At 41.3% G+C, this 26253-nt stretch carries 16 protein-coding genes and 1 tRNA gene; 11 read left to right on the forward strand and 6 right to left on the reverse strand.

Features of this window, described 5'->3' with window-relative positions; genetic code table 11:
* The first annotated feature begins 345 nt into the window (after positions 1 to 345).
* The 3 genes from INE92_RS17250 to INE92_RS17260 all read left to right on the forward strand — a co-directional run bounded on the left by INE92_RS17250 (position 346) and on the right by INE92_RS17260 (position 9030).
* Entirely contained in the window at positions 346 to 4416 is a 4071-nt protein-coding gene (locus INE92_RS17250; protein WP_211421200.1) for a hybrid sensor histidine kinase/response regulator transcription factor, read from the forward strand.
* A gap of 179 nt (positions 4417 to 4595) precedes the next feature.
* Positions 4596 to 6941 carry a type I DNA topoisomerase gene (gene topA, locus INE92_RS17255; protein WP_195436234.1) on the forward strand — a complete coding sequence of 782 codons (2346 nt, stop codon included), beginning with the start codon at positions 4596 to 4598 and terminating at the stop codon, positions 6939 to 6941.
* Between the two features lie 79 nt (positions 6942 to 7020).
* Positions 7021 to 9030, forward strand: a complete 2010-nt coding sequence (locus tag INE92_RS17260; protein WP_055234338.1) for an LruC domain-containing protein — start codon at positions 7021 to 7023, stop codon at positions 9028 to 9030.
* A gap of 91 nt (positions 9031 to 9121) precedes the next feature.
* On the opposite strand, the gene INE92_RS17265 is transcribed toward INE92_RS17260, so the two are convergent.
* The 3 genes from INE92_RS17265 to INE92_RS17275 form a co-directional block, all read right to left on the reverse strand.
* Positions 9122 to 9475 carry a low temperature requirement protein A gene (locus INE92_RS17265; protein ID WP_229096929.1) on the reverse strand — a complete coding sequence of 118 codons (354 nt, stop codon included), beginning with the start codon at positions 9473 to 9475 and terminating at the stop codon, positions 9122 to 9124.
* A gap of 85 nt (positions 9476 to 9560) precedes the next feature.
* Positions 9561 to 11378, reverse strand: a complete 1818-nt coding sequence (gene argS / locus INE92_RS17270) for an arginine--tRNA ligase (protein WP_008642548.1) — start codon at positions 11376 to 11378, stop codon at positions 9561 to 9563.
* An 83-nt stretch (positions 11379 to 11461) separates the two neighbouring features.
* A complete protein-coding gene (locus INE92_RS17275; RefSeq protein WP_004296482.1) occupies positions 11462 to 11734 on the reverse strand; it encodes an HU family DNA-binding protein in 273 nt (90 codons plus the stop codon).
* 221 nt (positions 11735 to 11955) lie between these two features.
* On the opposite strand from INE92_RS17275, the gene INE92_RS17280 reads away from it, so the two are divergent.
* From INE92_RS17280 to secDF, 5 genes are all read left to right on the forward strand, one after another.
* Positions 11956 to 12630 carry a rhomboid family intramembrane serine protease gene (locus INE92_RS17280; protein ID WP_008776855.1) on the forward strand — a complete coding sequence of 225 codons (675 nt, stop codon included), beginning with the start codon at positions 11956 to 11958 and terminating at the stop codon, positions 12628 to 12630.
* Positions 12611 to 13516 carry a rhomboid family protein gene (locus tag INE92_RS17285; RefSeq protein WP_008642546.1) on the forward strand — a complete coding sequence of 302 codons (906 nt, stop codon included), beginning with the start codon at positions 12611 to 12613 and terminating at the stop codon, positions 13514 to 13516. The genes INE92_RS17280 and INE92_RS17285 overlap by 20 nt, the downstream gene beginning before the upstream one ends.
* A 4-nt stretch (positions 13517 to 13520) precedes the next feature.
* Complete coding sequence (locus tag INE92_RS17290) at positions 13521 to 14606, forward strand: endonuclease/exonuclease/phosphatase family protein (protein WP_015531769.1); 1086 nt, start codon at positions 13521 to 13523, stop codon at positions 14604 to 14606.
* A 31-nt stretch (positions 14607 to 14637) separates the two neighbouring features.
* The gene (locus INE92_RS17295) at positions 14638 to 16722 is read left to right on the forward strand and encodes a M3 family metallopeptidase (RefSeq protein WP_134993088.1); all 2085 of its coding nucleotides are present in this window, start codon (positions 14638 to 14640) and stop codon (positions 16720 to 16722) included.
* 165 nt (positions 16723 to 16887) lie between these two features.
* A complete protein-coding gene (secDF, locus tag INE92_RS17300; protein ID WP_195436235.1) occupies positions 16888 to 19899 on the forward strand; it encodes a protein translocase subunit SecDF in 3012 nt (1003 codons plus the stop codon).
* A gap of 173 nt (positions 19900 to 20072) precedes the next feature.
* Here secDF and INE92_RS17305 read toward each other — a convergent pair.
* Positions 20073 to 20144: transfer RNA gene (locus INE92_RS17305), tRNA-Arg, on the reverse strand.
* A 203-nt stretch (positions 20145 to 20347) separates the two neighbouring features.
* On the opposite strand from INE92_RS17305, the gene INE92_RS17310 reads away from it, so the two are divergent.
* The 3 genes from INE92_RS17310 to INE92_RS17320 all read left to right on the forward strand — a co-directional run bounded on the left by INE92_RS17310 (position 20348) and on the right by INE92_RS17320 (position 24886).
* Positions 20348 to 22198, forward strand: coding sequence for a 2-oxoacid:acceptor oxidoreductase subunit alpha (locus INE92_RS17310; protein ID WP_141408578.1), 1851 nt, complete (start codon positions 20348 to 20350; stop codon positions 22196 to 22198).
* A gap of 3 nt (positions 22199 to 22201) precedes the next feature.
* The gene (locus INE92_RS17315) at positions 22202 to 23212 is read left to right on the forward strand and encodes a 2-oxoacid:ferredoxin oxidoreductase subunit beta (RefSeq protein WP_008642470.1); all 1011 of its coding nucleotides are present in this window, start codon (positions 22202 to 22204) and stop codon (positions 23210 to 23212) included.
* Between the two features lie 444 nt (positions 23213 to 23656).
* Entirely contained in the window at positions 23657 to 24886 is a 1230-nt protein-coding gene (locus tag INE92_RS17320; protein ID WP_004311878.1) for a site-specific integrase, read from the forward strand.
* A gap of 65 nt (positions 24887 to 24951) precedes the next feature.
* Here INE92_RS17320 and INE92_RS17325 read toward each other — a convergent pair whose 3' ends face one another.
* Complete coding sequence (locus INE92_RS17325; protein ID WP_004311879.1) at positions 24952 to 25263, reverse strand: helix-turn-helix domain-containing protein; 312 nt, start codon at positions 25261 to 25263, stop codon at positions 24952 to 24954.
* Positions 25264 to 25268: 5 nt separating this feature from the next.
* Positions 25269 to 25436 (reverse strand): helix-turn-helix domain-containing protein, encoded by a 168-nt coding sequence (locus INE92_RS17330; protein ID WP_008771129.1) that lies wholly within the window; start codon positions 25434 to 25436, stop codon positions 25269 to 25271.
* Positions 25437 to 26253: the final 817 nt, after the last annotated feature.

A 26253-nucleotide genomic window follows, 5' to 3' on the forward strand; every position in this document is an offset into this window, starting at 1 on the left:
ACACCATACAAATGACACGATCAACAAGAATCTGGACATAGTACTAAATTTTAATTAGTTAAGCATTAACGATAGCTGCAAATGTAACCGAAGTTTTATTAGAACACAAACAATATTGTACAGAAAAACAACAATGTTATTAAGCTATACTCATTTAAGGATAGCCACAGACTAATCCGTATGCATTTTCACCAATAATTATCCAAGATTTGAACGATTTTTTTGTTCACTTTCAAAAGTTTTATTCCACACCTAAAAAGACAGCCTATCATTTGCTTTTGCTACTAATTCTTCCTAATATTGTCCTATACTAATGAAAACTAATACACATAAAATGAATCCCCCATGAAAAAAATCGTTCTTTTGATAACCATACAAATCCTGTGCATGCATTCATTCGTCGTGAATGCGCAGCGTATATTTTCCACCTCCTATACAATGGATGATGGACTGGCAGCCAACAGAGTATACAGCATTTTGCAAGATTCATGCGGATTCATGTGGTTCGGTACCGATGATGGATTAAGCAGATTCGACGGTATTGCATTCAAGAACTACTATCTATCAGAATATATCAACGCAACAACCAGCAACAGCGTCAAGAAAATATTTATCGACCGCAGGGGCAGAATGTGGATAGGATTGGATACCGGAATTGTCATTTACGACTCGAAAACAGACACTTTCCAACCTTTCCATGCCAAAACTGAAACTGAAGAAATGATACAAACCTACGTCACCGATATGATAGAAGACAGTGACGGAGAAGTATGGATTGCAACGAGTGGAGAAGGGCTTTACCGTTTTTCTCCATCTGATAAAGTCAGGCTTAGAGTATACCGGAATATTCCCGGAAAGATTAATAGCATCTCCCAAAACATTATCATGACATTGCAGCAAGACAGTAAACAAAACATTTGGATAGGAACCTATTCGGAAGGATTATGCTGCTTTGATAAACAGAAAAACACGTTCGTCACTTACAAAAAGAGCAATCACCCTAATAGTTTATCAGATAATTCCATTCAGAAAGTGTTTGAAGACTCACACGGCAATTTATGGATAGGAACTTTTCAGAACGGGCTCGACCTGTTCAATCCAGTGACTAAAACTTTCACCAACTACCGGGACAGAAGTCCAAACAACCTATTATATCATATCCACGACATTAAAGAATACAGACCTGGCGAGTTGTTCATTTCATCCGACAACGGTATGGGAATTTTTAAAGCAGACAAAGGAGAAATTATGCAATCCGACAATCCGAATCTGAAAATAAGAACCGGAGCCAATAAGTTTATATATACCATCTATATGGATAAGGAAGAAAGCCTCTGGCTGGGCTCCTATTTCGATGGAATCAAATTCTATTCGGCATTTCAGAATAATTTCAAATATTATAGCTGTTCATCATCGTCCACGCCACAATCAGGAAAAGTAATCAATGTTATCAAAGAAGACAAAGATGATAAATACTGGATAGGTACGGATGACAATGGCATTTTCCGATTTGATGCCAAAACTCAAGAAATTACCCCTTTCCGGGATGCAGCTAGTATAGGCACAACTTACTATTGTATACACGATCTGCTGGTAGACGGAGATAAACTATATGCCGCCACTTATGGAAGAGGTTTGGAGGTGATTAATTTAAAAACAGGAAAAGTGGAAAGTTTTCTCGATAATCCGGAAGATTCAACATCTATCCCCTCCTCACGGGTATTCACTCTATATAAAGCCAGTAATGGATGTATTTACGTGGGCACTTCTGCAGGATTCTGTTACTATAACCCCGAAAAAAACAATTTCATCAGAATTGGTTCTTTTACAGGCAAAATATCGGATATCATTGAAGATTATTTCGGAAGAATATGGATAGGAACAAGCATCAGTGGATTATATTCATACAATGTCAGAACCCAAAAGATAACATCTTATCAACGTTCAGACCATCCGAATTCACTAACAAAGAATGTAATCACCACGCTAGCTATCGACAACAAGAAACGACTATGGGTGGGAACTTATGGGCAAGGACTTTGTAGATATAATGATGAAACAGATGATTTTACCAGATACGACTACCTAAAGTTGCCGAATAAAATCATCACTTCCATTATCCCTAAAGGAGACTTATTATGGATTAGTACCAATAAGGGACTTGCTGTATACAATCCGGATACAGAATATCTAAAAACCTATTCGAAATCAAACGGACTATACAATGAACAATTCACACCATGTTCAGGCTTTGAATCTTCTGACGGTAGACTATTTTTGGGTTCGACAGACGGTTTCTGTTATTTCTTCCCGCAAGACTTAAGAGAAAATACATACAATCCACCTGTCGTCCTCACTAATATGACCATTTTCGGAAAAGACATACAGGCCGATACATCCCATTCACCCATTCGCCAATCCATAGGATATACAGATGAGATTGTGTTGAAATATAACCAGTCCATGATCGGATTCGATTTTGCCGCACTAAGCTACATTGCTCCCAAAGAGAATGATTATCAATATATGCTGGAAGGTCTGGATAGCGAATGGCAGTTCACTAAAGGAAGTAACAACCATCTTTCCTATGCAAACTTACCCGTCGGTGAATATGTATTAAGGATCAAGGGAACGAACAGCGATAAACTATGGAGCAGTAATGAAGTACAGCTAAAAATCAAGGTGCTGCCTCCATTCTTCCGGTCGCAACTGGCTTATCTGATCTATGCCCTCGTCCTGTTAATTGCGATTATGTTAACCGTATGGTATTACGTAAAACGTACGGAGAAACATCAGAAAGAACGCATCAAGAGGCTGAACGATGAAAAAGAAAAAGAGCTCTATAACTCCAAAATAGATTTCTTCACTAACATTGCCCATGAGATTCGAACTCCTTTGAGCCTTATTATCGGCCCATTGGAATACCTGATGAAAACTTCAAGTATCAACAATGTGTATGGGGAATACCTAAGTATTATTGAACAGAATTACAAACGCTTGTATGCGCTTGTCACCCAATTGCTGGATTTCCGCAAAGTAGATACGGGATCTTATAAACTATCGTACGACTGTTACCGGATTAAAGAAATAATATGCAAAGTAAGCTGCATTTTTGAATTATCTGCCAGACAAAAGAAAGTGGCGATTGACACTTCCTCTATCCCGGAAGAACTGAGCATCGTCATAGATGAAGAAGCTTTTACCAAGATTATCAGCAATCTACTAAGCAATACCTTGAAATATGCCAAAAGCACGATTCGTATTACGACTATAGAAAAGGATTCCGAGATAGTAGTCACCGTGACCGATGACGGTATAGGCATCACCGATCAAGAAAAGACTAAAATATTCGACGCATTCTATCAGGTTAAGAACAACAGTGAAATAAATAAACTGGGCATTGGTATCGGGCTTCACATGACACGCTCACTCGTCCAATTGATGAACGGAAAGATCGAAGTCAGCGATAGGGAAGACGGTGAAAACGGTGTTTCTATTTCTGTATATTTCCCCAAACAAGCGGCCATCACTGCTTTGCCACAAGTGGCCAAACGAGTGGAAGATACGATTATTCCAGAAAACAGCATAGAAGAAAATGAACTGGAAAGCACTCTTCCCAGTGAACCGTTGAAAAAACAATATGCCATTATGGTTGTGGACGACAACCCGGAGATTCTGGATTTCCTTTCCAAAATTCTGTCCGAGGAATATTTTGTCATATCGGCTTCGAGTGGAGAGGAAGCGTTGCAAATCCTTGAAAAGAATAACATTGACCTCATCATCAGTGATGTGATGATGGAGGAAATGGACGGGTTCGAACTCTGTGGGAAAATTAAAAGTAACATCAATATTTCCCATGTTCCTGTCATTCTGCTGACAGCCAAAACGGATACAGAAAGTAAAATCAAAGGACTGGAAGCCGGTGCGGATGCATATATAGAGAAACCATTCTCACCTTTCCACCTGAAAGCACAATTGCTGAACTTACTCAAGAAAAGGGAAAGTCAGCAGAAAACGTATGCCTCTACTCCGTTGTCCGATCTGCACTCCGCTGTCCACAATAAACTGGATGAAGAATTTATGAATAAATGTACCGAAATCATCCAGAATAATATTGAGGACTCCGAATTTTCGGTAAATACACTGGCACAGGAACTGGGAATGAGCCGTACCTCTGTATTTACCAAAATCAAAGGCATTATTGGCATGACTCCCAATGATTTCATCAAGGTCACTCGATTAAAGAAAGCCTGCAAAATGATGGTGGAGGGAGAATATAGGGTTACCGAAATAGGATTCCTCGTCGGGTTCAGTTCTTCTTCCTACTTTGCCAAATGTTTTCAGAAACAATTTGGAATGTTACCGACAGAGTTTCTCAAAAAAATAAAGGAAGACCCCTCATCCGCAACAAAATAAGCCGGCAAGCATCCTCCCTTTAAGCTAAATCTTAAGATTTACAGATGTAAAAGTTAACATCAACATTGGTAAATCTTAAGATTTTATTAAATTCTCCTTATAATATAAGGTAAGGAGAATCTTTTTTTTTACTTTTGTCCCCGAATATTGTGGTACAAGCCATTATAAAAGAAAGAATTATGCAGAAAAACCTTGTCATTGTCGAGTCTCCGGCAAAAGCAAAAACGATTGAAAAGTTTCTTGGGAAAGATTTCAAAGTCCTTTCTAGTTACGGACACATACGCGATCTGAAGAAAAAAGAATTCAGCATCGACGTAGAGAAGAATTTTACACCCAGCTACGAAATCCCGGCAGACAAAAAGGCTCTGGTTAACACACTGAAGACAGAAGCTAAAGACGCAGAAACCGTATGGCTCGCATCCGATGAGGACCGCGAAGGAGAAGCGATAGCCTGGCATCTGTATGAGGTCTTAAAACTAAAACCGGAAAACACAAAACGAATCGTATTTCATGAAATTACGAAAAGCGCTATTTTAAAAGCAATTGAACAACCACGCGACATTGACCTCAACCTCGTAAATGCACAGCAAGCACGACGGATTCTGGATCGTATCGTAGGTTTCGAACTCTCTCCCGTGCTTTGGAGAAAAGTGAAACCGGCACTTTCTGCCGGACGTGTTCAGTCAGTTGCTGTCCGCCTGATCGTTGAACGTGAACGTGAAATACATGCTTTCCAAACGGAAGCTGCTTATCGCATCACTGCCGTATTCCTCGTCCCGGACACGGATGGAAAACTGGTAGAAATGAAAGCTGAACTGGCTCGCCGCATTAAAACAAAAGAAGAAGCAAAAGCCTTCCTCAACGCATGTCAGGGAGCAAGCTTTGCTATCGACGATATTACTACCCGCCCGGTCAAGAAAACGCCTCCTGCTCCGTTCACAACATCTACATTGCAACAGGAAGCCGCACGCAAACTGGGATATACCGTAGCGCAGACCATGATGCTCGCGCAACGCTTATACGAATCGGGATTCATCACTTATATGCGTACGGACTCTGTCAACCTCTCGGAATTTGCGACAACAGGCAGTAAAGACGCTATCATCAAAATGATGGGTGACCGCTACGTACACCTCCGTCATTTCGAAACAAAGACTAAGGGTGCACAAGAAGCGCATGAGGCTATCCGTCCTACCTATATGGAAAACCAGTCCGTTGAAGGAACAGCACAGGAAAAGAAACTGTACGACTTGATATGGAAACGCACCATTGCCTCACAAATGGCAGATGCGGAACTGGAAAAGACAACTGCTACCATAACAATAAGTGGCAGCAGCGATGTATTTACAGCTATCGGTGAAGTGATTAAGTTCGACGGATTCTTGCGCGTATACCGTGAATCTTATGATGATGACAACGAACAAGAAGATGAGAGTCACCTGCTTCCTCCTCTGAAAAAAGGCCAAAAGTTGGAACATGGGCCTATTATCGCAACCGAACGTTTCACCCAACGTCCTCCACGCTATACGGAAGCAAGTCTTGTACGCAAGTTGGAAGAACTGGGTATCGGACGTCCGTCTACATATGCACCTACTATCTCTACCATCCAACAACGCGAATACGTGGAGAAAGGTAATAAAGACGGGGAAGAACGACAGTTTAATGTCATGACATTGAAAGATCGTCAGATTAAGGATGAAAACCATACTGAAATTACCGGTGCAGAAAAGGCTAAATTACTACCAACGGATATTGGCACTGTGGTAAATGATTTCCTTACCGAATATTTCCCGGACATTCTGGATTTCAACTTTACCGCCAGCGTAGAAAAGGAATTTGACGAAATTGCAGAAGGAGAAGTAAAGTGGACTTCTATCATGAAGAATTTCTATGATAAGTTCCACCCGTCTGTAGAAAGCACGTTGGCTATCAAGACGGAACATAAAGTAGGCGAACGTATCCTGGGAGAAGACCCGGAGACAGGAAAACCCATTTCCGTTAAGATTGGCCGCTTCGGTCCTGTTGTACAGATTGGCACTGTAGAAGATGAAGAAAAACCACGCTTTGCACAAATGAAGAAGGGCCAGTCCATGGAAACCATTACATTGGAAGAAGCACTGGAATTATTCAAATTGCCTCGTACATTGGGCGAATATGAAGGAAAGACAGTCAGTGTCGGTGTAGGCCGTTTCGGTCCGTATATCCTGCATAATAAGGTATATGTATCGCTCCCTAAAGGACTCGACCCGATGGAAGTTACTTTAGAAGAGGCGGAACAACTCATTTTAGACAAACGCCAGAAAGAAGTGGAACGCCACATCAAGAAGTTTGAAGAGGAACCGGAACTCGAGATTTTGAACGGACGCTATGGACCTTATATTACCTATAAAGGTTCCAATTATAAAATCCCCAAAGATATTGTCCCACAGGATTTAACGCTGAAAAGTTGTCTCGACTTAATCAAGCTTCAAGACGAAAAAGGAGCGAATCCAGCACCAAAAAAGAAGTTTTCGAAAAAGAAGTAAGAAAATAAAATAAGAATGATGGCAGATATATAAATCTTTTTATATATCTGCCATTTATTTTACTTATTTTCAAAAACTTATGAGACAAACAATATTTGTAAAAACATTAATGGGTCTATTTTGTGCCCCATTAATATGTGGTTGTGTAGACGACCAGCGTGATTTATTTCAAGAGCCGGAAAAACTTCCCAAAGAAAGCTTTTTTGATTTCAACATGAACCAGAATCTGGCTATAGACATTGACTATGGCTTCAAAGAAGATTATGTGATTCTTTTTGAAATTTATGATCAAGACCCGATTGAAGTAAACGATAAAGATGGTAGCTGGAAGAAAAAAGACATAGAACCTTTCTACCGTGCCGCCACCAGCAAAAAGGGAACGTTCAATGAAGATGGAATAACTATACGGGCAGATATTTCAGAAGTATGGTTATCATCCGACTATTTAGGTGCAGCATCGCCTGTAAAACTCACAATTGGCGAAGACCACCGTATTTCTTTCAACCAAAATGAGTATATTCAATCTCTACTCGCAAAAGCATCAACACCCGTCAGCAGAGGAGTGACAACCAATCAGCATAAATATCAGGATGACTGGATGCTTCTACCCAATGTAGACTGGAACGACAACGGACGTCCCAATAACTTATCTGCAGAAAAAAACATTCCGCCTGCCAGCGTACTTTATAATATAAAAAACGTTTTTAGAAAAACGGACGGGAAAAGCATTCGTGACAACTATCCCGAATTCTTTAACGGAAAAATGATATCAGACATCCCTATCACTAAAGAAACCGAAGTAAGTCTTGTATTTGTCAATAGTACTGCCGCTTGGTACAACACTGTGGGATATTACACTTATCCTACTGGCGAAACACCAACTCTGGAAAATATCCAAAAGGTACTGGCATTTCCAAATGCTTCTCCTGTTTATAAAACAGCCGGAGTAGGTGCTTTAGTTTGTGGCGATGAAATTAAATTGAAATACTGGAACGAAAAAGAAGGTAAATTTGAAGAAAAATTTCCTGCTGGGATCACTATTGGTTGGTGTCTGCAAGGCATGGGATTCAGAAGCAAGCCTTTAGATGAATACGTTCAAGGTGACCTTGTTCAAGGCATGGGAACCCGATACTCTACTACCATTTTGAACAAAGCGGGAAGTGATGGCATAAAGAGACAAAGAACCGTATCACTGCGAGATACAGAATCCAATCAAATTGTAGCAATAGGATTTGAGGATAATATAGACTTAGATTATTGCGATGCCATTTTCTATATCCATACTTCCGAAAAAAATGCGATTGATGAAGAAGTAGTTCCTCCTTTGCCCGAAGATCCTGAAGTTCCAACTGATGAAGACAACTACACCACTTACTCCGGAATATTGACATTCGAGGACTTATGGCCGGAACAGGGAGATTATGACATGAATGATGTCATGATACGATATAAGAGTAAAGTATATAAATCCATACTGACAAATCGAGTATACAAAATTGTTGATGAATTCACTCCGTTTCACCGAGGAGGTTATTTGATAAACGGCTTTGGCTATCAATTACATAACATCGCTAACAGCGATATTAGTGACGTTTCTATTGAAGGCCCTTCTTATGCCTCCAAATCTCAATATATGCCTGGGAAAACAGAGACCGGCCAATCTCATCCTACAATTTTATTATTTGATAACATGAGGATTTTTGACGGAAAAGAAGAAGCAGACAAAAAGTATACTGTAACAATTCAAGTGAATGATGTAAGCTCAAAAAACGTATTACCACCTTATAATCCGTTTATTTTCGTAGAGTCAGATAAAACCAGAGGTAGAGAAGTGCATTTGGTAAAATATCCCCCTACAGATAAAGCCAATCCATCACTATTAGGCACTGGCAAAGATGTTTCCAGACCTGACGAGGGATTATATTATGTTTCGATAGACTTAATGCCATTTGCTCTCAATATGCCAATTAGCGAATTCCCTATCCCTGAAGAAGGCGTAAGGATAGACGAATCATATCCGAAATTTGCAACATGGGTTAAATCTAATGGGGCACAAGCCAAAGACTGGTACAAATACCCTAAAAAATAACAGTCATCAACAATAATGAAAAGTCAGACTAGGATTAAACTTAGTCTGGCTTTTTCATTTGATCTTAAAACCTTTATCAGGAAATAATATATCAAACACAATCACAAATATAAAAACGGATGTCACCAGGATATTCATTGTCAATAAAGAAATGTGATAAGGCCAGGAAAGCAGTAAAGCTAAAGCAACCACAGCAATAATATGCGATAAAAAGAAGAATACGAATCGGCCTGGTATCCGAATTAAACCGGTTAGTCACCCAGATGGTATGTTGCCACAACATCCAGACTGCAAACCACAGGATTGTTTCTTTCAATAATCCTTCCCAAGTGAGATTATGAAGCAAATAATGTGAAAGTTGCGTGACCGAGAAAACATAAATCAGGTCAAACAGCAGTTCGGAATAAGAGACAGTAGCAGTTTCCGTTTCTCTCTTCCGAAGCAATGGATGGGGGGGAGTAAAACATACGGGGTTCCTTTTATATATATAAAAGAAACCCCGCAGAAGTCTATTTTGTTCAGAGAAAGTCTTACATTCTGGAAGGAACTTCGATACCCAGCAAATTCATTCCCAAGCGAACAACTTTAGCTACATTAACAGACAGAGCGATACGGAATACTTTCACCGCCTCATTCTCTTCGCGCAGAATACTATAGTCATGATAGAACTGATTGTATTCTTTCACCAAGTCATAAGTATAATTAGCAATAATAGACGGGCTGTAATCTTCACCGGCTTGTTTTACAACAGCAGCAAAGTCGGCAACCATCTGAATCAGCCCTTCTTCCTTTTCACTCAATTCAATACCAGCCGGAATCTGTTCAGGAATCACGATACCTGATTCGGCAGCTTTCCGAAGTACAGACTGGATACGTGCATAAGTATATTGAATAAACGGACCTGTATTACCATTGAAGTCGATAGATTCTTTCGGATTGAATGTCATATTCTTACGGGCATCGACTTTCAGAATGAAATATTTCAATGCTCCCAGACCCACAATACGGGCAATATCATCAGCTTCTTCCTGTGTCAAACCATCCAGTTTGCCTAGTTCTTGTGAAGTTTCTTTAGCAGTGGCAATCATTTCCTCCATCAAGTCGTCAGCATCAACTACCGTACCCTCACGGGATTTCATCTTACCTTCCGGCAGTTCCACCATTCCGTAAGAGAAGTGTACCAGACTCTTACCCCATTCGAAACCAAGTTTATCGAGCAAGATAGAAAGCACCTGGAAGTGATAGTTCTGTTCGTTACCTACTACATAAATCATCTTATTAATCGGGTAATCGGCAAAACGAAGTTTAGCCGTACCGATATCCTGAGTCATGTAGACAGAAGTACCGTCACCACGGAGAAGGAGCTTATGATCCAGTCCTTCGGCAGTCAGGTCGGCCCATACGGAACCGTCTTCTTTCTTGTAGAAGAAACCTTTTTCCAGACCTTCCATTACTTTTTCTTTTCCTTCGAGGTAAGTATTGGATTCGTAATAGATCTTGTCGAAGCTGACACCCATCTTCTTGTAGGTTTCGTCGAATCCTGCATATACCCAGTTGTTCATCATTTCCCACAATCCGCGTACTTCCGGATCACCGGCTTCCCACTTCACCAACATTTCGCGGGCCTCCTGCATCAATGGAGATTCAGCTTCAGCCTTTGCTTTCGCTTCATCGTCACTCATTCCCTGCGCTGTAAATTTAGCCATCAGCTCCTTTACTTCCGCTTTATAATGCTTATCGAAAGATACATAATAATCACCTACCAGGTGGTCACCCTTCTTACCCGAAGTTTCAGGAGTTTCACCGTTTCCGTATTTCTTCCATGCCAGCATGGACTTACAGATGTGGATACCACGGTCGTTTACAATATTTGTTTTGACTACCTTATTGCCGTTTGCCGCTACAATGTTAGCCAATGCGTTACCTAAAAGGTTATTACGCACGTGTCCCAAGTGAAGCGGTTTATTTGTATTCGGAGAAGAATATTCAATCATCACCAATGGAGAAGCGTCAGTGACCTGCACTAAGCCGTACTGTTCATCTGCCTGAATCTCGTTCAGCAACTCAATCCATGTAGCCGATGCAATAGTCAGGTTCAAGAACCCTTTTATCACATTAAACGCTGCTACAGCCGGATCGTTTGCCTTCAGATATTCACCGATTTCCTGTGCCGTTTGCTCCGGTCCTTTTTTTGACATCTTCAGGAAAGGGAACACGACCAGTGTCAAATGTCCTTCAAATTCTTTCTTCGTTTTTTGCATCTGCACCATTTTTTCAGGGACTTCCTGACCGTAGAGTGCTTTCAGTCCGCTGATAACGGACGCTACAAGTTTATCTTCTATCTTCATAATCAAGTTATTTCTTGCGCGCAAAGATACAAAAAAAGGAGACGCATCGCGTCTCCTCTCCTAATTTCTTTCAACTATCTATCTTATTCAACAGCTGCAGATAATTCAGCACCAGCTTTAAATTTAGCTACTTTCTTAGCAGGAATAGTAATAGTTGCCTTTGTAGAAGGGTTAATACCAGTTCTTTCAGCTCTTTCGCTTACTGAGAAAGTACCAAAACCTACGAGAGATACTTTGTCACCAGCTTTCATAGCATTAGTAACTGAAGTGATGAAAGCATCAAGTGCTTTTTTTGCATCGGCTTTGCTCATTTGAGCTTCAGCAGCCATTGCGCTAATAAGATCAGACTTATTCATAATACGTAAAATGATTAATTAATATATTTGTTACACAAAAGATTATCCCACAATGGATTGATTCCACAAATATAGCCGAACAAAACAACATATCAAATAAAAACATAAAAAAAACGCAGCAAATTATTGAAAAAGAGCTAATAGGAAGCGTTTTTCATGCTTTAAAACAGAATTTATTCGTACTTTTGCGTCTATTATCTAAATATTCAGAAATTAAAATGATGCCAACTGTAACTAAAAACCTGATAATTATCAATGTACTAGTATTTTTCGGGACAATCGTAGCCCAACGTTACGGCCTGGATTTAACGAATTATCTAGGATTACATTTTTTCCTCGCAAGTGACTTTAATCCGGCACAGCTTATCACTTATATGTTCATGCACGGCGGATTCAGCCACATTTTCTTTAATATGTTTGCCGTTTTTATGTTCGGACCGATTCTCGAACAAACCTGGGGACCCAAACGTTTCCTCTTTTACTATATTCTCTGCGGTATCGGTGCGGGACTTATCCAGGAAGGGGTACAGTATATTCAATATGTAACGGAACTTAGCCACTACGCACAAGTGAATATAGGTACAGGTGTTATCCCAATGGAAGAGTATCTGAACATGATGACCACCGTAGGTGCTTCGGGAGCCGTTTACGCCATATTGCTGGCATTCGGTATGTTATTTCCCAATAACCGGTTGTTTATCTTCCCGCTGCCATTTCCTATCAAAGCGAAGTTCTTCGTGATAGGATACGCCGCGATTGAATTATGGTCAGGACTTGCCAATAGCGCCGGAGACAATGTCGCTCACTTTGCTCACCTGGGAGGAATGTTATTTGGATTGATCCTGATTTTGTATTGGAGAAAAAAAAGCAATAACAATGGGACATATTATAGCTGATTTAAAGGAGACATTCAGAAGAGGAAATATTTTCATCCAACTGATTTATATCAACGTAGGCATCTTTCTGATCGGCACGTTGATTAACGTTTTCTTGCGACTGTTTGAAGTAAGTACCCCCGATATATTCGGTATATTTGCCCTGCCGGCATCCTTTATCGGATTTATTCATCAGCCGTGGTCGTTATTTACTTATATGTTTATGCATGCCGGTATCCTGCATATTCTATTCAATATGCTTTGGCTGTATTGGTTCGGAAGTTTGTTTCTCTACTTTTTCTCGGCCAAGCATTTAAGAGGACTATATGTATTAGGAGGTATCTGTGGAGGTTTACTGTATATGGTTGCCTACAATGTATTTCCTTTATTCAGTTCGCAAGTGGCGGGTGCAACATTGGTAGGAGCATCAGCTTCCGTATTAGCCATCGTAGCTGCTACGGCTTATCGTGAACCAAATTACAGGGTGCAACTTTTTCTTTTCGGTGCTATCCGTCTCAAATATCTGGCACTGGTTGTTATCGGAATCGATGTATTATCCATCACCTCAAGTAATGCCGGAGGACATATCGCCCACCTGGGCGGTGCTCTTGCAGGACTTTGGTTTGCCGCCAGCCTAAGTAAAGGAACTGATTTGACTTCCTGGATCAACTGGATTCTGGATGGTTTCGCCTCCTTGTTTCAAAAGAAAACATGGAAACGGAAACCGAAAATGAAGGTACACTATGGAAACAGTGCCACCGGTCGCGAGAAGGATTATGATTACAATGCCCACAAAAAAGCACAGTCTGATGAAGTGGACCGTATTTTGGAAAAACTAAAGAAATCCGGTTACGACAGTCTGACAACTGAAGAAAAGAAAAGCTTGTTCGACGCAAGCAAAAGATAAAGGAATGGAACATATTGGCAAATTTGTCGCATATCTGATACTTGCTGTCAACGCTCTCTTCGTGGGAACGTTGATATTAAGCGCTTATAGCCCTTACCTTAACCCGAAAATAAATCCACTTGCTTCCAGCTTGGGACTTGCATTTCCGATATTCCTGACGATTAATCTGATTTTTATCGGCTTCTGGGCATTTGTCAATTACCGCTATGCGCTCTTGCCTGCCATCGGTTTTCTAATTTGTATTCCGCAGATACGGACTTATATTCCTTTTAACTCCACCACTAAAACCATACCGGAAGGAAGCATCAAAATCCTATCCTACAACGTAATGAGTTTCAACAATTTGGAGAAGAAAGATGGGAAAAACCCGGTATTGTCTTATCTTGTAGATAGTAACGCCGATATTATCTGTCTGCAAGAATATAACACCGCTACCAACAAGAAATACCTGACGGAACAGGACATTAAAAAAGCATTCAAAGCCTATCCTTACCAATCCGTCCACCAACAAGGGAAAGGAGATGTGCAACTTGCCTGTTTCTCTAAGTTCCCCATACTCTCGATACATCCCATCGAATATGAAAGTAATTATAACGGCTCCATGAAATATGTACTGAATGTGAATAACGACACTCTTACATTAATCAACAACCACCTGGAATCCAACAAACTCACCAAAGAAGACAGAGGGATGTATGAGGATATGATTAAAGACCCGAATGCCAAGAAAGTAAAAACCGGACTTAGGCAATTAATAAGAAAACTGGCGGAAGCATCGGCTATCCGGGCTACACAAGCAGATTCTGTGGCTAAAACCATTGCAGAAAGTAAATATCCGACAACCATAGTATGCGGCGATTTCAACGACGGTTCTATCTCATATACCCATCGCATCCTGACTCAAAAACTAGACGATGCATTCACACAGTCCGGTAAAGGATTGGGTATTTCCTACAATCAGAACAAGTTCTATTTCCGCATAGACAATATCTTGATCAGCCCCAACCTGAAAGCCTACAATTGCACGGTAGACCGGTCTATCAAGGCATCAGACCATTACCCGATCTGGTGCTATATCAGTAAACGATAAGAACTGAAAACTCTAATAAAAAACACTTATGATGATTAAAAAGACACTAACCATTTTAGCAGTAAGTTGTATGATGTACTCCTGTGCTACGAAAACAGAAAGCAATCCTTTCTTTACAGAGTTTCAAACCGAGTATGGTGTTCCTTCTTTCGACAAGATTAAATTAGAGCACTATGAACCTGCCTTTCTAAAAGGTATAGAAGAACAGAATCAAAATATCGAAGCCATCATCGAAAGCCCGGAAATTCCGACATTCGAAAATACGATTGTGGCTTTGGATAACAGCGCACCCATCTTAGACCGGGTAAGCATCATTTTCTTCAATATGACAGATGCGGAAACTACTGATTCGCTGACCGCACTTTCCATCAAACTGGCACCGGTTCTTTCGGAACATAATGACAATATCTCCCTGAATGGGAAACTATTCAAACGGGTGAACGATGTCTACCAAAAGAAAGATTCATTGAACCTGACGTCGGAACAAGAACGTCTGCTGGACAAGACTTATAAAAGATTTGTCCGTTCCGGAGCAAACCTTAATGCCGAAGACCAAACCCGCCTCCGCGAAATCAACAAGGAACTTTCTACACTCGGCATTACTTTCAGCAACAATATACTGAATGAGAATAATGCTTTCAAACTCTTCGTTGACAAAGAAGAAGATCTGGCAGGATTGCCCGAATGGTTCCGCCAAAGCGCCGCGGAAGAAGCAAAAGCAGCCGGACAACCCGGAAAATGGCTATTCACCCTGCATAATGCCAGCCGCCTGCCTTTCCTGCAATATTCAGAAAATCGCCCGCTTCGGGAACAAATATACAAAGCTTACATCAACCGCGGTAACAACAACGACGAAAACGATAACAAGGAAAATATCCGTAAGATCGTTTCTCTCCGCCTGGAAAAAGCTAAATTATTAGGTTTCGACTGCTATGCAAACTTCGTTCTCGACGAAACGATGGCAAAGAACGCCAACAACGTAATGAGCCTTCTAAACAACCTTTGGAGCTATGCACTGCCAAAAGCAAAGGCAGAAGCTACCGAACTTCAAAAATTAATGGATAAGGAAGGCAAAGGAGAAAAACTGGAAGCATGGGATTGGTGGTATTATACCGAAAAACTACGAAAAGAAAAGTACAACCTGTCTGAAGAGGATACAAAACCTTACTTCAAATTGGAGAATGTGCGCGATGGTGCTTTCGCCGTAGCCAACAAACTATATGGCATCACCCTTACCAAGCTCGAAGGTATCCCTACCTATCATCCGGATGTGGAAGTCTTTGAAGTGAAAGACGCAGACGGTTCGCAACTCGGTATCTTCTACGTCGATTATTTCCCACGCTCCGGAAAAAGTGGCGGCGCATGGATGAGCAACTACCGCGAACAACAAGGAGATACCCGTCCGTTAGTATGCAATGTTTGCAGCTTTACCAAACCGGTAGGCGATACTCCCTCTCTATTGACAATGGATGAAGTAGAAACTTTGTTCCACGAATTTGGCCACGCTCTGCATGGACTGCTGACAAAATGTGAATACAAAGGAACATCAGGCACTAATGTAGTACGCGATTTTGTAGAACTTCCTTCTCAAATCAATGAACACTGGGCTACTGAACCGGAAGTACTGAAAATGTATGCCAAACATTATCAGACAGGAGAAGTGATACCCGACGAAATCATCGAAAAGATACTGCAACAGAAGACTTTCAATCAGGGCTTCATGACTACCGAATTACTGGCTGCCGCCATCCTCGACATGAACCTGCACACCGTAACAGATGTAAAGAATATAGACATGCTTGCATTCGAAAAAGAAGCCATGGACAAGCTCGGTCTCATCCCCGAAATAGCACCGCGTTATCGCGTGACTTACTTCAATCATATCATTGGTGGTTACGCAGCCGGATACTACAGCTACCTATGGGCCAATGTACTGGATAATGATGCTTTTGAAGCCTTTAAAGAACATGGTATTTTTGATAAAAACACCGCCGACCTCTTCCGTCACAACGTATTGGAGAAGGGAGACAGCGAAGACCCGATGGTGCTTTACCGGAATTTCCGTGGAGCGGAACCAAGCTTGGAACCGCTACTGAAAAACAGAGGAATGAAATAATTCAGTAAAAAAGCCCTTAAACATCAAATATTTGAGGGCTTATTACACATGAATGTGAAAAAAAAACTATATTTGCAGCCTTGTATACGGCAAAAAGAACTTGTGTACGACAGAATTTAACTGAAAATTAAATTAAAAAAGTAATCATCATAAATTAAAAGTAAAATGCAAAACAAAGGATTTGTAAAGGTTTTTGCGGTATTACTCACGCTGGTATGCGTGTTCTACCTCTCCTTCTCCTTCGTAACACGCCATTATACCAACAAGGCGAAAGAAATTGCGAACGGCGACCCGAAAGTGGAACAAGACTACCTCGACTCTCTCTCTAACGAGAAAGTAATGCTGTGGAACTGGACACTGAAACAATGTCGTGAGATGGAGATTAGTTTAGGTTTGGACCTGAAGGGTGGTATGAACGTTATCCTTGAAGTTTCCGTACCTGATGTTATCAAAGCATTGGCAGACAACAAGCCTGACGAAGCTTTCAACAACGCATTGGCGACAGCTGCAAAACAGGCTGTCAACAGTCAGGATGATGTTATCACCCTGTTCATCAGAGAATACCACAAAATTGCTCCGGACGCAAAACTTTCCGAACTTTTCGCAACACAACAGTTGAAAGATAAAGTTAACCAGAAATCATCAGATGCAGAAGTTGAAAAAGTGCTGAGAGCAGAAGTAAAAGCTGCTGTTGAAAACTCATTCAACGTTCTTCGTACCCGTATCGACCGTTTTGGTGTTGTTCAACCGAACATCCAAAGTCTGGAAGACAAAATGGGACGTATCATGGTGGAACTTCCGGGTATCAAAGAGCCGGAACGTGTGAGAAAACTTCTCCAAGGTTCTGCCAATCTGGAGTTCTGGGAAACTTATACAGCTAGAGAAGTTCTCCCTGCCATGCAATCTGCAGACGCCAAATTGCGTGTTATTTTAGCTGAAGGAACAACAGCTGATACAGATACTATTGAAGCAGTCCTTACCGAAGCCACTCCGGTTGAGAAAAAAACTGTAAGTGCTGCCGACAGCCTTGCAGCTGCCCTGAAAGGTGACGTAACTGCTGAAGATAAGTCTGCCGCAAATATGAAAGAAATCAAAAAGCAATATCCTTTGCTGTCCATACTTCAGTTGAATTCTAGCGGACAAGGTCCCGTTATTGGTTATGCCAACTACAAAGATACTGCTGACATCAACAAATATCTGGCTATGCCGGAAATCAAAGCTGATCTTCCAAAAGACCTTCGTCTGAAATGGGGTGTTTCTCCTTCCGAATTTGACAAGAAAGGACAGACTTTCGAATTATACGCTATCAAGTCTACCGAACGTAATGGTAAAGCTCCGTTGGAAGGTGACGTAGTAACTGATGCAAAAGACGAATTCGACCAATACAGCAAACCGGCTGTAAGCATGACAATGAACTCTGACGGTGCACGCCGCTGGGCTCAGTTGACTAAGCAGAACATTGGCCGTTCCATTGCTATCGTTCTTGATAACTATGTATATTCTGCACCAAACGTAAACTCTGAAATTACAGGTGGACGTTCACAGATTACAGGTCATTTCACTCCTGAACAAGCAAAAGACTTAGCTAACGTATTGAAATCAGGTAAGATGCCGGCTCCGGCTCACATCGTACAGGAAGATATCGTTGGTCCGTCACTGGGTCAAGAATCAATCAATGCGGGTATTTTCTCATTCGTTGTAGCCCTGATTCTGTTGATGATTTACATGTGCTCTATGTACGGCTTCATCCCAGGTATGGTTGCTAACTGCGCGTTAATCCTCAACTTCTTCTTCACGCTAGGTATTCTTTCATCCTTCCAGGCTGCGCTGACAATGTCCGGTATAGCCGGTATGGTATTGTCACTTGGTATGGCTGTGGATGCGAACGTACTTATCTATGAACGTACAAAAGAAGAGCTTCGTGCAGGTAAGGGTGTGAAGAAAGCACTTGCCGACGGTTATTCAAATGCATTCTCGGCTATCTTCGACTCTAACTTAACATCTATCATCACAGGTATCATCCTGTTTAACTTTGGTACCGGTCCAATTCGTGGTTTTGCTACGACATTGATTATCGGTATCTTGGTATCCTTCTTTACTGCAGTGTTCATTACTCGTATTGTTTATGAACACTTCATGAACAAAGACAAGTGGTTGAACCTGACATTCACAACCAAGATTTCAAAGAATCTGATGACCAATACACATTTCGATTTTATGGGTACAAACAAAAAGTCCCTTATTATCGTCAGTGCAATCATCGTTGTTTGTATCGGTTCATTTGCCATCCGTGGTTTGAGTCAGAGTATCGACTTCACTGGTGGACGTAACTTTAAGGTACAATTTGAGAATCCTGTAGAACCGGAACAAGTTCGTGAATTGATCTCTAGCAAATTTGGCGACGCCAACGTAAGCGTTATTGCTATCGGTACAGACAAAAAGACCGTACGTATCAGTACAAACTACCGTATCGAAGATGAAGGCAACAACGTAGACTCTGAAATCGAATCATATCTATATGAAACCTTGAAGCCGGTATTGACTCAGAATATCACATTGGAAACTTTCATCGACCGTGACAATCACACAGGTGGTAGTATCGTAAGCTCACAGAAAGTGGGTCCGAGTATCGCAGACGACATCAAGACAGGTGCTATCTACTCTGTAGTATTGGCACTGCTCGCCATCGGTTTGTATATCTTGCTCCGTTTCCGCAACATTGCTTACAGTATCGGTTCTATCGTAGCTTTGAGTTGCGACACCATTATGATTATCGGTGCCTATTCACTGTTCTGGGGTATCCTGCCATTCTCTCTGGAAATCGACCAGACATTTATTGGTGCTATCCTGACAGCTATCGGTTACTCTATTAATGATAAGGTGGTAATCTTCGACCGTGTACGTGAGTTCTTCGGTTTATATCCGAAACGTGACAAACGAGTATTGTTCAACGACTCTCTGAACACAACGCTGGCTCGTACCATCAATACATCATTAAGTACATTGATCGTATTGCTGTGTATCTTCATCCTTGGTGGTGATTCAATCCGCAGCTTTGCATTCGCAATGATCCTGGGTGTTGTTATCGGTACATTATCTTCATTGTTTATTGCATCTCCAATTGCATACAACATGATGAAGAACAAAAAAGTCGTAGTACCAGCTACGGAAGAATAATAAACTCCACAAATAGAAAAGCCTCTTCCGAACATTCGGTAGAGGCTTTTTCTATTGATTATTAAAACAAATAGAAGCTATAAGACGTTCATCTTAAAAGAAGCTATTGTTACACTTAAAACTTGATACAATATGAAAGCAAAACAACACCACTCTCATAGATTCTTCTGTAGTAGCCCCGAGGGGAATCGAACCCCTATCTAAAGTTTAGGAAACTTCTATTCTATCCGTTGAACTACAAGGCCGCTTCAAATTTGCTTGCAAAGATAACGGTTTCTGTCGATTTAACAAGAATAAAAATGCAGGTTCCTTTCAGATATTTCAAATAATTGGCGTCAATAGGACAATAAAGTAGGATTTATTTTGATAATTCGATTAACTTTCCGACCTTTGCGCTCACAAATTGAAAGTAAAATCAGTTTTTAAATTAAATATAGTAATTAAAGTTATGGCAGACGAAATGATGGTTAAAGAATTGGAGGAAGTAGTAGTACGTTTCTCCGGCGACTCCGGCGATGGTATGCAGCTAGCCGGCAACATCTTCTCGAACGTGTCGGCTACAGTGGGAAATGACATCTGTACATTCCCTGACTATCCGGCAGACATCCGCGCCCCGCAAGGTTCGCTAACCGGTGTTTCCGGTTTCCAGGTCCACATCGGCGCCGGACAAGTTTACACTCCCGGAGACCGTTGTCACGTATTGGTGGCTATGAACCCTTCCGCACTGAAAACACAAATCAAATTCTGTAAACCGCAAGGACTTATCATCACCGACTCCGACTCATTCGAAGCCAGAGATTTGGAAAAGGCACAATTTAAAACCAACAATCCCTTTGAAGAATTAGGAATAAAACAGGAAGTATTGGAAGTTCCTATCTCTTCCATGTGCAAAGAGAGCCTGAAAGACTCCGGATTGGATAACAAATCGATTCTCCGTTGCAAAAACATGTTTGCACTTGGATTGGTTTGCTGGTTGTTCAACCGTAACCTTGCTGCTGCTGAAAAAATGCTGCGCGAGAAATTCGCCAAGAAACCCGAAATAGCAGAAGCTAATATTAAGGTATTGAACGATGGCTTCAACTACGGAGCAAACACTCATGCTTCTGTCTCTACTTATAAGATTGAAAGCAAAGCTCCGAAATCAAAAGGACTTTATACAGATATCAACGGTAATAAAGCAACCGCCTACGGACTGATTGCCGCAGCTGAAAAAGCAGGTCTGGGGCTCTACCTGGGTTCTTATCCTATCACTCCGGCTACTGATATTCTGCACGAATTAGCCAAGCATAAATCATTGGGAGTCAAAACCGTACAGTGCGAAGATGAAATCGCAGGTTGTGCTTCTGCAGTTGGTGCCGCTTTTGCCGGTGCTTTGGCAGTGACTACGACTTCCGGCCCCGGTGTTTGCCTGAAGAGTGAGGCGATGAACCTTGCTGTAATCGGTGAACTTCCATTGGTGATTGTCAATGTACAGCGTGGCGGTCCGTCTACCGGTCTTCCTACTAAATCAGAACAGACCGACTTATTACAAGCCCTTTACGGACGCAACGGCGAAAGCCCGATGCCTGTAATCGCTGCAACATCGCCGACCAACTGTTTCGACGCCGCTTATATGGCATGCAAGATGGCCTTGGAACACATGACTCCGGTTGTATTGCTGACTGATGCTTTCGTAGCTAACGGTTCTGCCGCATGGAAACTCCCTAATCTGGATGAATATCCTGCCATCAATCCTCCGTATGTGACCCCGGATATGGCCGGCAACTGGACTCCTTACCAACGTAATCCGGAAACAGGCGTACGCTACTGGGCTACTCCGGGAACTGAAGGATTCATGCACCGCATCGGTGGTCTTGAAAAGAGCAACGAAACAGGCGCTATCTCTACCGAACCCGAAAACCACAATAAGATGGTTCATCTGCGTCAGGCCAAAGTGGATAAAATTGCAGACTATATCCCCGAACTCGAAGTATTGGGTGACGAAGATGCAGACTTATTGATTGTGGGTTGGGGTGGTACTTACGGTCATCTCCGTCTGGCTATGGACTATATGCGCGAACATGGAAAGAAAGTGGCTTTCGTTCACTTCCAGTACATCAACCCGCTGCCGAAGAACACAGCCGATGTATTGCATAAATACAAGAAAATCGTGGTAGCTGAACAGAATCTGGGACAATTCGCAGGTTATTTGCGCATGAAAGTGCCCGGATTGAACATCAGCCAGTTCAACCAAGTGAAAGGACAGCCTTTCGTTACGAGAGAATTGATAGATGCATTCACTAAATTATTGGAGGAATAAAAGATGAGCGATAAAGTATATACCGTACAAGATTATAAATCAGGCCAACCACGCTGGTGTCCGGGATGCGGTGACCACGCTTTCCTGAACTCACTGCACAAAGCTATGGCCGAACTGGGAGTAGCTCCGCATGATATTGCCGTCATTTCCGGTATCGGTTGTTCTTCCCGTCTGCCTTACTATGTAAATACATATGGGTTCCACACTATCCACGGACGTGCCGCTGCTGTTGCAACAGGAGCTAAAGTAGCCAATCCCAATTTGACTATCTGGCAGATTTCCGGTGATGGTGACGGCCTTGCAATTGGTGGTAACCACTTCATCCACGCATTACGCCGTAATGTCGACCTGAATATGATTCTTCTGAACAACCGTATCTACGGTCTGACAAAAGGACAATATTCACCGACTTCAGAACGCGGACTTGTCACCAAATCATCTCCTTACGGAACAGTGGAAGACCCGTTCCATCCGGCAGAGCTGGCTTTTGGCGCCCGCGGACGTTTCTTTGCACGCTGCATTGCAGTAGATGGTGCCGCTTCTGTAGAAGTGTTGAAAGCAGCAGCCAATCACAAAGGTGCTTCTGTTGTAGAAGTTCTACAGAACTGCGTGATCTTCAACGACGGAACTCACGCCAGCGTTGCCACCAAAGAAGGACGTGCCAAGAATGCTATCTATCTGGAACATGGCAAACCGATGTTATTTGGTGAAAACAAGGAGTTCGGATTGATGCAGGAAGGCTTCGGGCTGAAGGTAGTGAAACTGGGTGAGAACGGTATCACAGAAAAGGATATCCTTATCCACGACGCACACTGCCAAGATAATACGCTTCAACTGAAGCTGGCTTTGATGGAAGGTCCCGACTTCCCGATTGCACTCGGTGTAATCCGTGATGTAGACGCTCCGACTTACAACGATGCTGTCGTTGAACAAATCGAAGAAATCAAAGGCAAGAAGAAATATCACAATTTCCAGGAGCTGTTGATGACTAATGATACTTGGGAAGTGAAGTAATTCACTGCTCATCAATAATATAAAAGCTGGAGGAAGGATAAAACAATCCCTTACTCCAGCTTTCATTATAAATACACCTCAAGTTTGCTTAAAGGTCATCTTCAGTCATCCCACAGCATACTGGGCGTCACCCCACAAGCCGTGATTTGTTTCATGCCATGAAACCATTTGTTTCTCACCGAGAAACAAAGTGTTTTTTCAAGATGCGCAAATATAGTGCAAACCTATTAAAATTCAAATAGTTATAAAACTAATGTTTTAATCGGATGTGGTGAATAAAGCTAAATAGAGCATATTTGGGAGTGAGTTATGTTACTTATCTGTTACCTCTTCCAATTTGCCTACTAATCGGATATAAGGCATTAGTTTTCAATATATTGCATTATTCTTCATAACTTCAAATACCTCAACAGTAATTAAATTTGTAACTAAAAAAGTTGAGTTATGAGAAGTACATTCAGAGTGTTGTTTTACACTAAAAATCAATCGATTAAGAATGGTAAAGTACCTGTAATGGGACGTATTACCATCAACAAGACCACAGCTTGCTTTAGCTGTAAGAAGGAGGTGTCTATTTCTTTATGGGACGCCAAAGCTAATAGGGCTAAAGGGAAATCCGAAGAAGCTAGAATGTTAAACCAGGAACTTGATAATGCCAAAGCCCAAATTGCCAAGCATTACCAATACATATGCGATCATGACAGTTTTGTCACAGCCAAGAAAGTCTATAGCCGCTATGTCGGTTTTAAAGAAGATTCCCACACCCTTATGGAGCTTTTCAGGGAACAGCTTGAGTCATACAAGGAGAAAGTAGGCAAGGAAAAGGCAAAAAGCACCTATCTTGGTTTAGTAGCCGATTATAAGAGCGCATTGCTTTTTTTGAAAGACAAAAAGAATGTTGAGGACATTGCACTTGATGAACTTGACAAAGATTTTATTGAAGACTATTATAATTGGATGTTGGGCACATGCGGCTCGGCCAGTTCTACAGCATTCGGACGTGTTAATACCATGAAATGGCTAATGCATATCGCTCAAGAGAAAGGTTTAATAAAAGTTCATCCCTTCACGGGTTTTGGATGTAAGCCGGGATATAAAAGACGTTCATTTCTCTCTGAAGAAGAACTGCAGAGGCTTATACATGTAGAATTGAGGTATAAACGTCAGCAGGCTATGCGTGACATGCTACTTTTCATGTGCTTCACAGGCCTCGCCTTCGCAGATCTGAAAGCAATTACTTATAAGAATATCCATACAGATTCTGATGGTGGCACATGGCTCATGGGAAACCGTATAAAAACAGGCGTAGCATACGTCGTGAAATTATTACCTATAGCAATTGAACTTGTAGAAAAGTATAAGGGTGATAACAAAAAGAAAGATTCTCCTGATTGCGTTTTCCCCGTCGGTGATTATGAAACCATGAAAAGTAGTTTTAAGGTTTTAGGGAAAAAGTGTGATTGTAATGTAAATATCACCCCTCATATCGGGAGACATACCTTTGCAGTTTTGGCTATATTGAAAGGCATGCCGTTAGAAACTTTGCAAAAAGTATTAGGACACAAATCGATTCTTTCCACACAAGTCTATGCTGAACTGATCAATCCGAAGGTTGGGGAAGATACGGATAGGATGTGCGACAAGATTGGTTCCGTGTATCGCTTGGCCAATTAGAATAAGTATGAAAAAACACCCTTCAGCAAATGTTGAAGGGTGTTTTTCGTATTCAGGCAGGTTGCTTATTTCAAGTAACGCCTGAAATCTTTATAGTTCTTTTTTAGTACCTCGTATAGCCCGCTTTCCGGATAGAGCAGTTTACCCCCGACAGAGGTAATTGAGGTATAAGGTATTGCCTTTTCATCCCGTAGTGTTTGTAATGTACGCTTGGAAACATGAAGCATCCGGCATACCTCATCTCCACTCAGATAATGTTCGTCTGCAATCGTCGGACGTATCCGTGCCGCAGCAGCCTCCAGATTTTTTCCTGTCCGTTTGATCCATCCGGTAAGTTCCTTGAACTCTTCCGAATCTTTAGTGATAATGTCTGCCATACTCTTTATTTTCTTTTTTTGATTAGTCCTTCCTCCAGAATTTGCTGGATGTCCACTTCTTTATAAAAGAATTTTCCACCGATATTAGAATAAGGAATCAGCCCGTTATCCCGGTAAGTCTGCAGTGCCCTTTTGGAAATATTGAGAGCCAGGCACACATCCTGCGCATCCAGTCACTTGTCCGGTGTTACGGGGGCTATTTTCTTTTGAAAGTCCATCATTTGCACGGACAGCATACTTAGTTGTTTCTTCAAGTCCTGATAAGCACTTGTTTCGATAATTGTCAGTTCCATGATTTATAAATTAAATTGTGAATAATGAAATTGGGTGCAAGATAAAGGGAATATTACTATAAATCAATCGTTTAGTTTCCAGTGTCGTTAATAGTCATTAATAGTCATTTTTTGTCAGCGTAGCTTTTCTTATACTTTTTATTTAACGGGGGAGTCGTGAAATCCGACATCCCTTATACAAATGGTAACTCTTTCATCTTTTTTCCTTTTTTGCCCTGCCACATTTCTTTATGATATGGATTTCTTCGGAGAAATCAGAAATATGAGTATCTTTGGAACGAAATATAGATTTAAATGGCAGGCAATAGCCTTCCAATTAGATATAGACATAACATTCGCAGAATGTCTCAAGACGGAAATCTGGTAAATGTTGTAAGACATATATGTTATACGTTGTATATCAATACAATATAATTTCATGTGTCTTATCAAAGAAACAAGACAGGAACAAAATCAATAATTTAAGCGATTCTTCGCTTTTCACATTTCACTTAGTTTCATCCTTTGCACTTGGTTGTACTAAAATGTTTTTTAAGCCATTTTCCCCGACAACCAGTCGCTCTTCTGAGAATATATTGTTGAAGCGCATCGATGAATTGTTGCAGCCAAAAGAGAAAATGAGCAAAAGTATATCTTCAGATTACATTCGCCGGAATTTTTATTATCCGCAAAGGTAAGCATTTCCATCAAGTCATAG

Origin of the sequence: Bacteroides xylanisolvens (assembly GCF_018289135.1) — a bacterium.
Classification (GTDB): domain Bacteria; phylum Bacteroidota; class Bacteroidia; order Bacteroidales; family Bacteroidaceae; genus Bacteroides; species Bacteroides xylanisolvens.

What these genes read in the sequence shown, in the direction of transcription:
- INE92_RS17250 (WP_211421200.1), top strand. Translation starts at nt 346, where the DNA reads ATGAAAAAAATCGTTCTTTTGATAACCATACAAATCCTGTGCATGCAT.
- topA (WP_195436234.1), top strand. Translation starts at nt 4,596, where the DNA reads ATGCAGAAAAACCTTGTCATTGTCGAGTCTCCGGCAAAAGCAAAAACG.
- INE92_RS17260 (WP_055234338.1), top strand. Translation starts at nt 7,021, where the DNA reads ATGAGACAAACAATATTTGTAAAAACATTAATGGGTCTATTTTGTGCC.
- argS (WP_008642548.1), bottom strand. Translation starts at nt 11,378, where the DNA reads ATGAAGATAGAAGATAAACTTGTAGCGTCCGTTATCAGCGGACTGAAA.
- INE92_RS17275 (WP_004296482.1), bottom strand. Translation starts at nt 11,734, where the DNA reads ATGAATAAGTCTGATCTTATTAGCGCAATGGCTGCTGAAGCTCAAATG.
- INE92_RS17280 (WP_008776855.1), top strand. Translation starts at nt 11,956, where the DNA reads ATGCCAACTGTAACTAAAAACCTGATAATTATCAATGTACTAGTATTT.
- INE92_RS17285 (WP_008642546.1), top strand. Translation starts at nt 12,611, where the DNA reads ATGGGACATATTATAGCTGATTTAAAGGAGACATTCAGAAGAGGAAAT.
- INE92_RS17290 (WP_015531769.1), top strand. Translation starts at nt 13,521, where the DNA reads ATGGAACATATTGGCAAATTTGTCGCATATCTGATACTTGCTGTCAAC.
- INE92_RS17295 (WP_134993088.1), top strand. Translation starts at nt 14,638, where the DNA reads ATGATTAAAAAGACACTAACCATTTTAGCAGTAAGTTGTATGATGTAC.
- secDF (WP_195436235.1), top strand. Translation starts at nt 16,888, where the DNA reads ATGCAAAACAAAGGATTTGTAAAGGTTTTTGCGGTATTACTCACGCTG.
- INE92_RS17310 (WP_141408578.1), top strand. Translation starts at nt 20,348, where the DNA reads ATGGCAGACGAAATGATGGTTAAAGAATTGGAGGAAGTAGTAGTACGT.
- INE92_RS17315 (WP_008642470.1), top strand. Translation starts at nt 22,202, where the DNA reads ATGAGCGATAAAGTATATACCGTACAAGATTATAAATCAGGCCAACCA.
- INE92_RS17320 (WP_004311878.1), top strand. Translation starts at nt 23,657, where the DNA reads ATGAGAAGTACATTCAGAGTGTTGTTTTACACTAAAAATCAATCGATT.
- INE92_RS17325 (WP_004311879.1), bottom strand. Translation starts at nt 25,263, where the DNA reads ATGGCAGACATTATCACTAAAGATTCGGAAGAGTTCAAGGAACTTACC.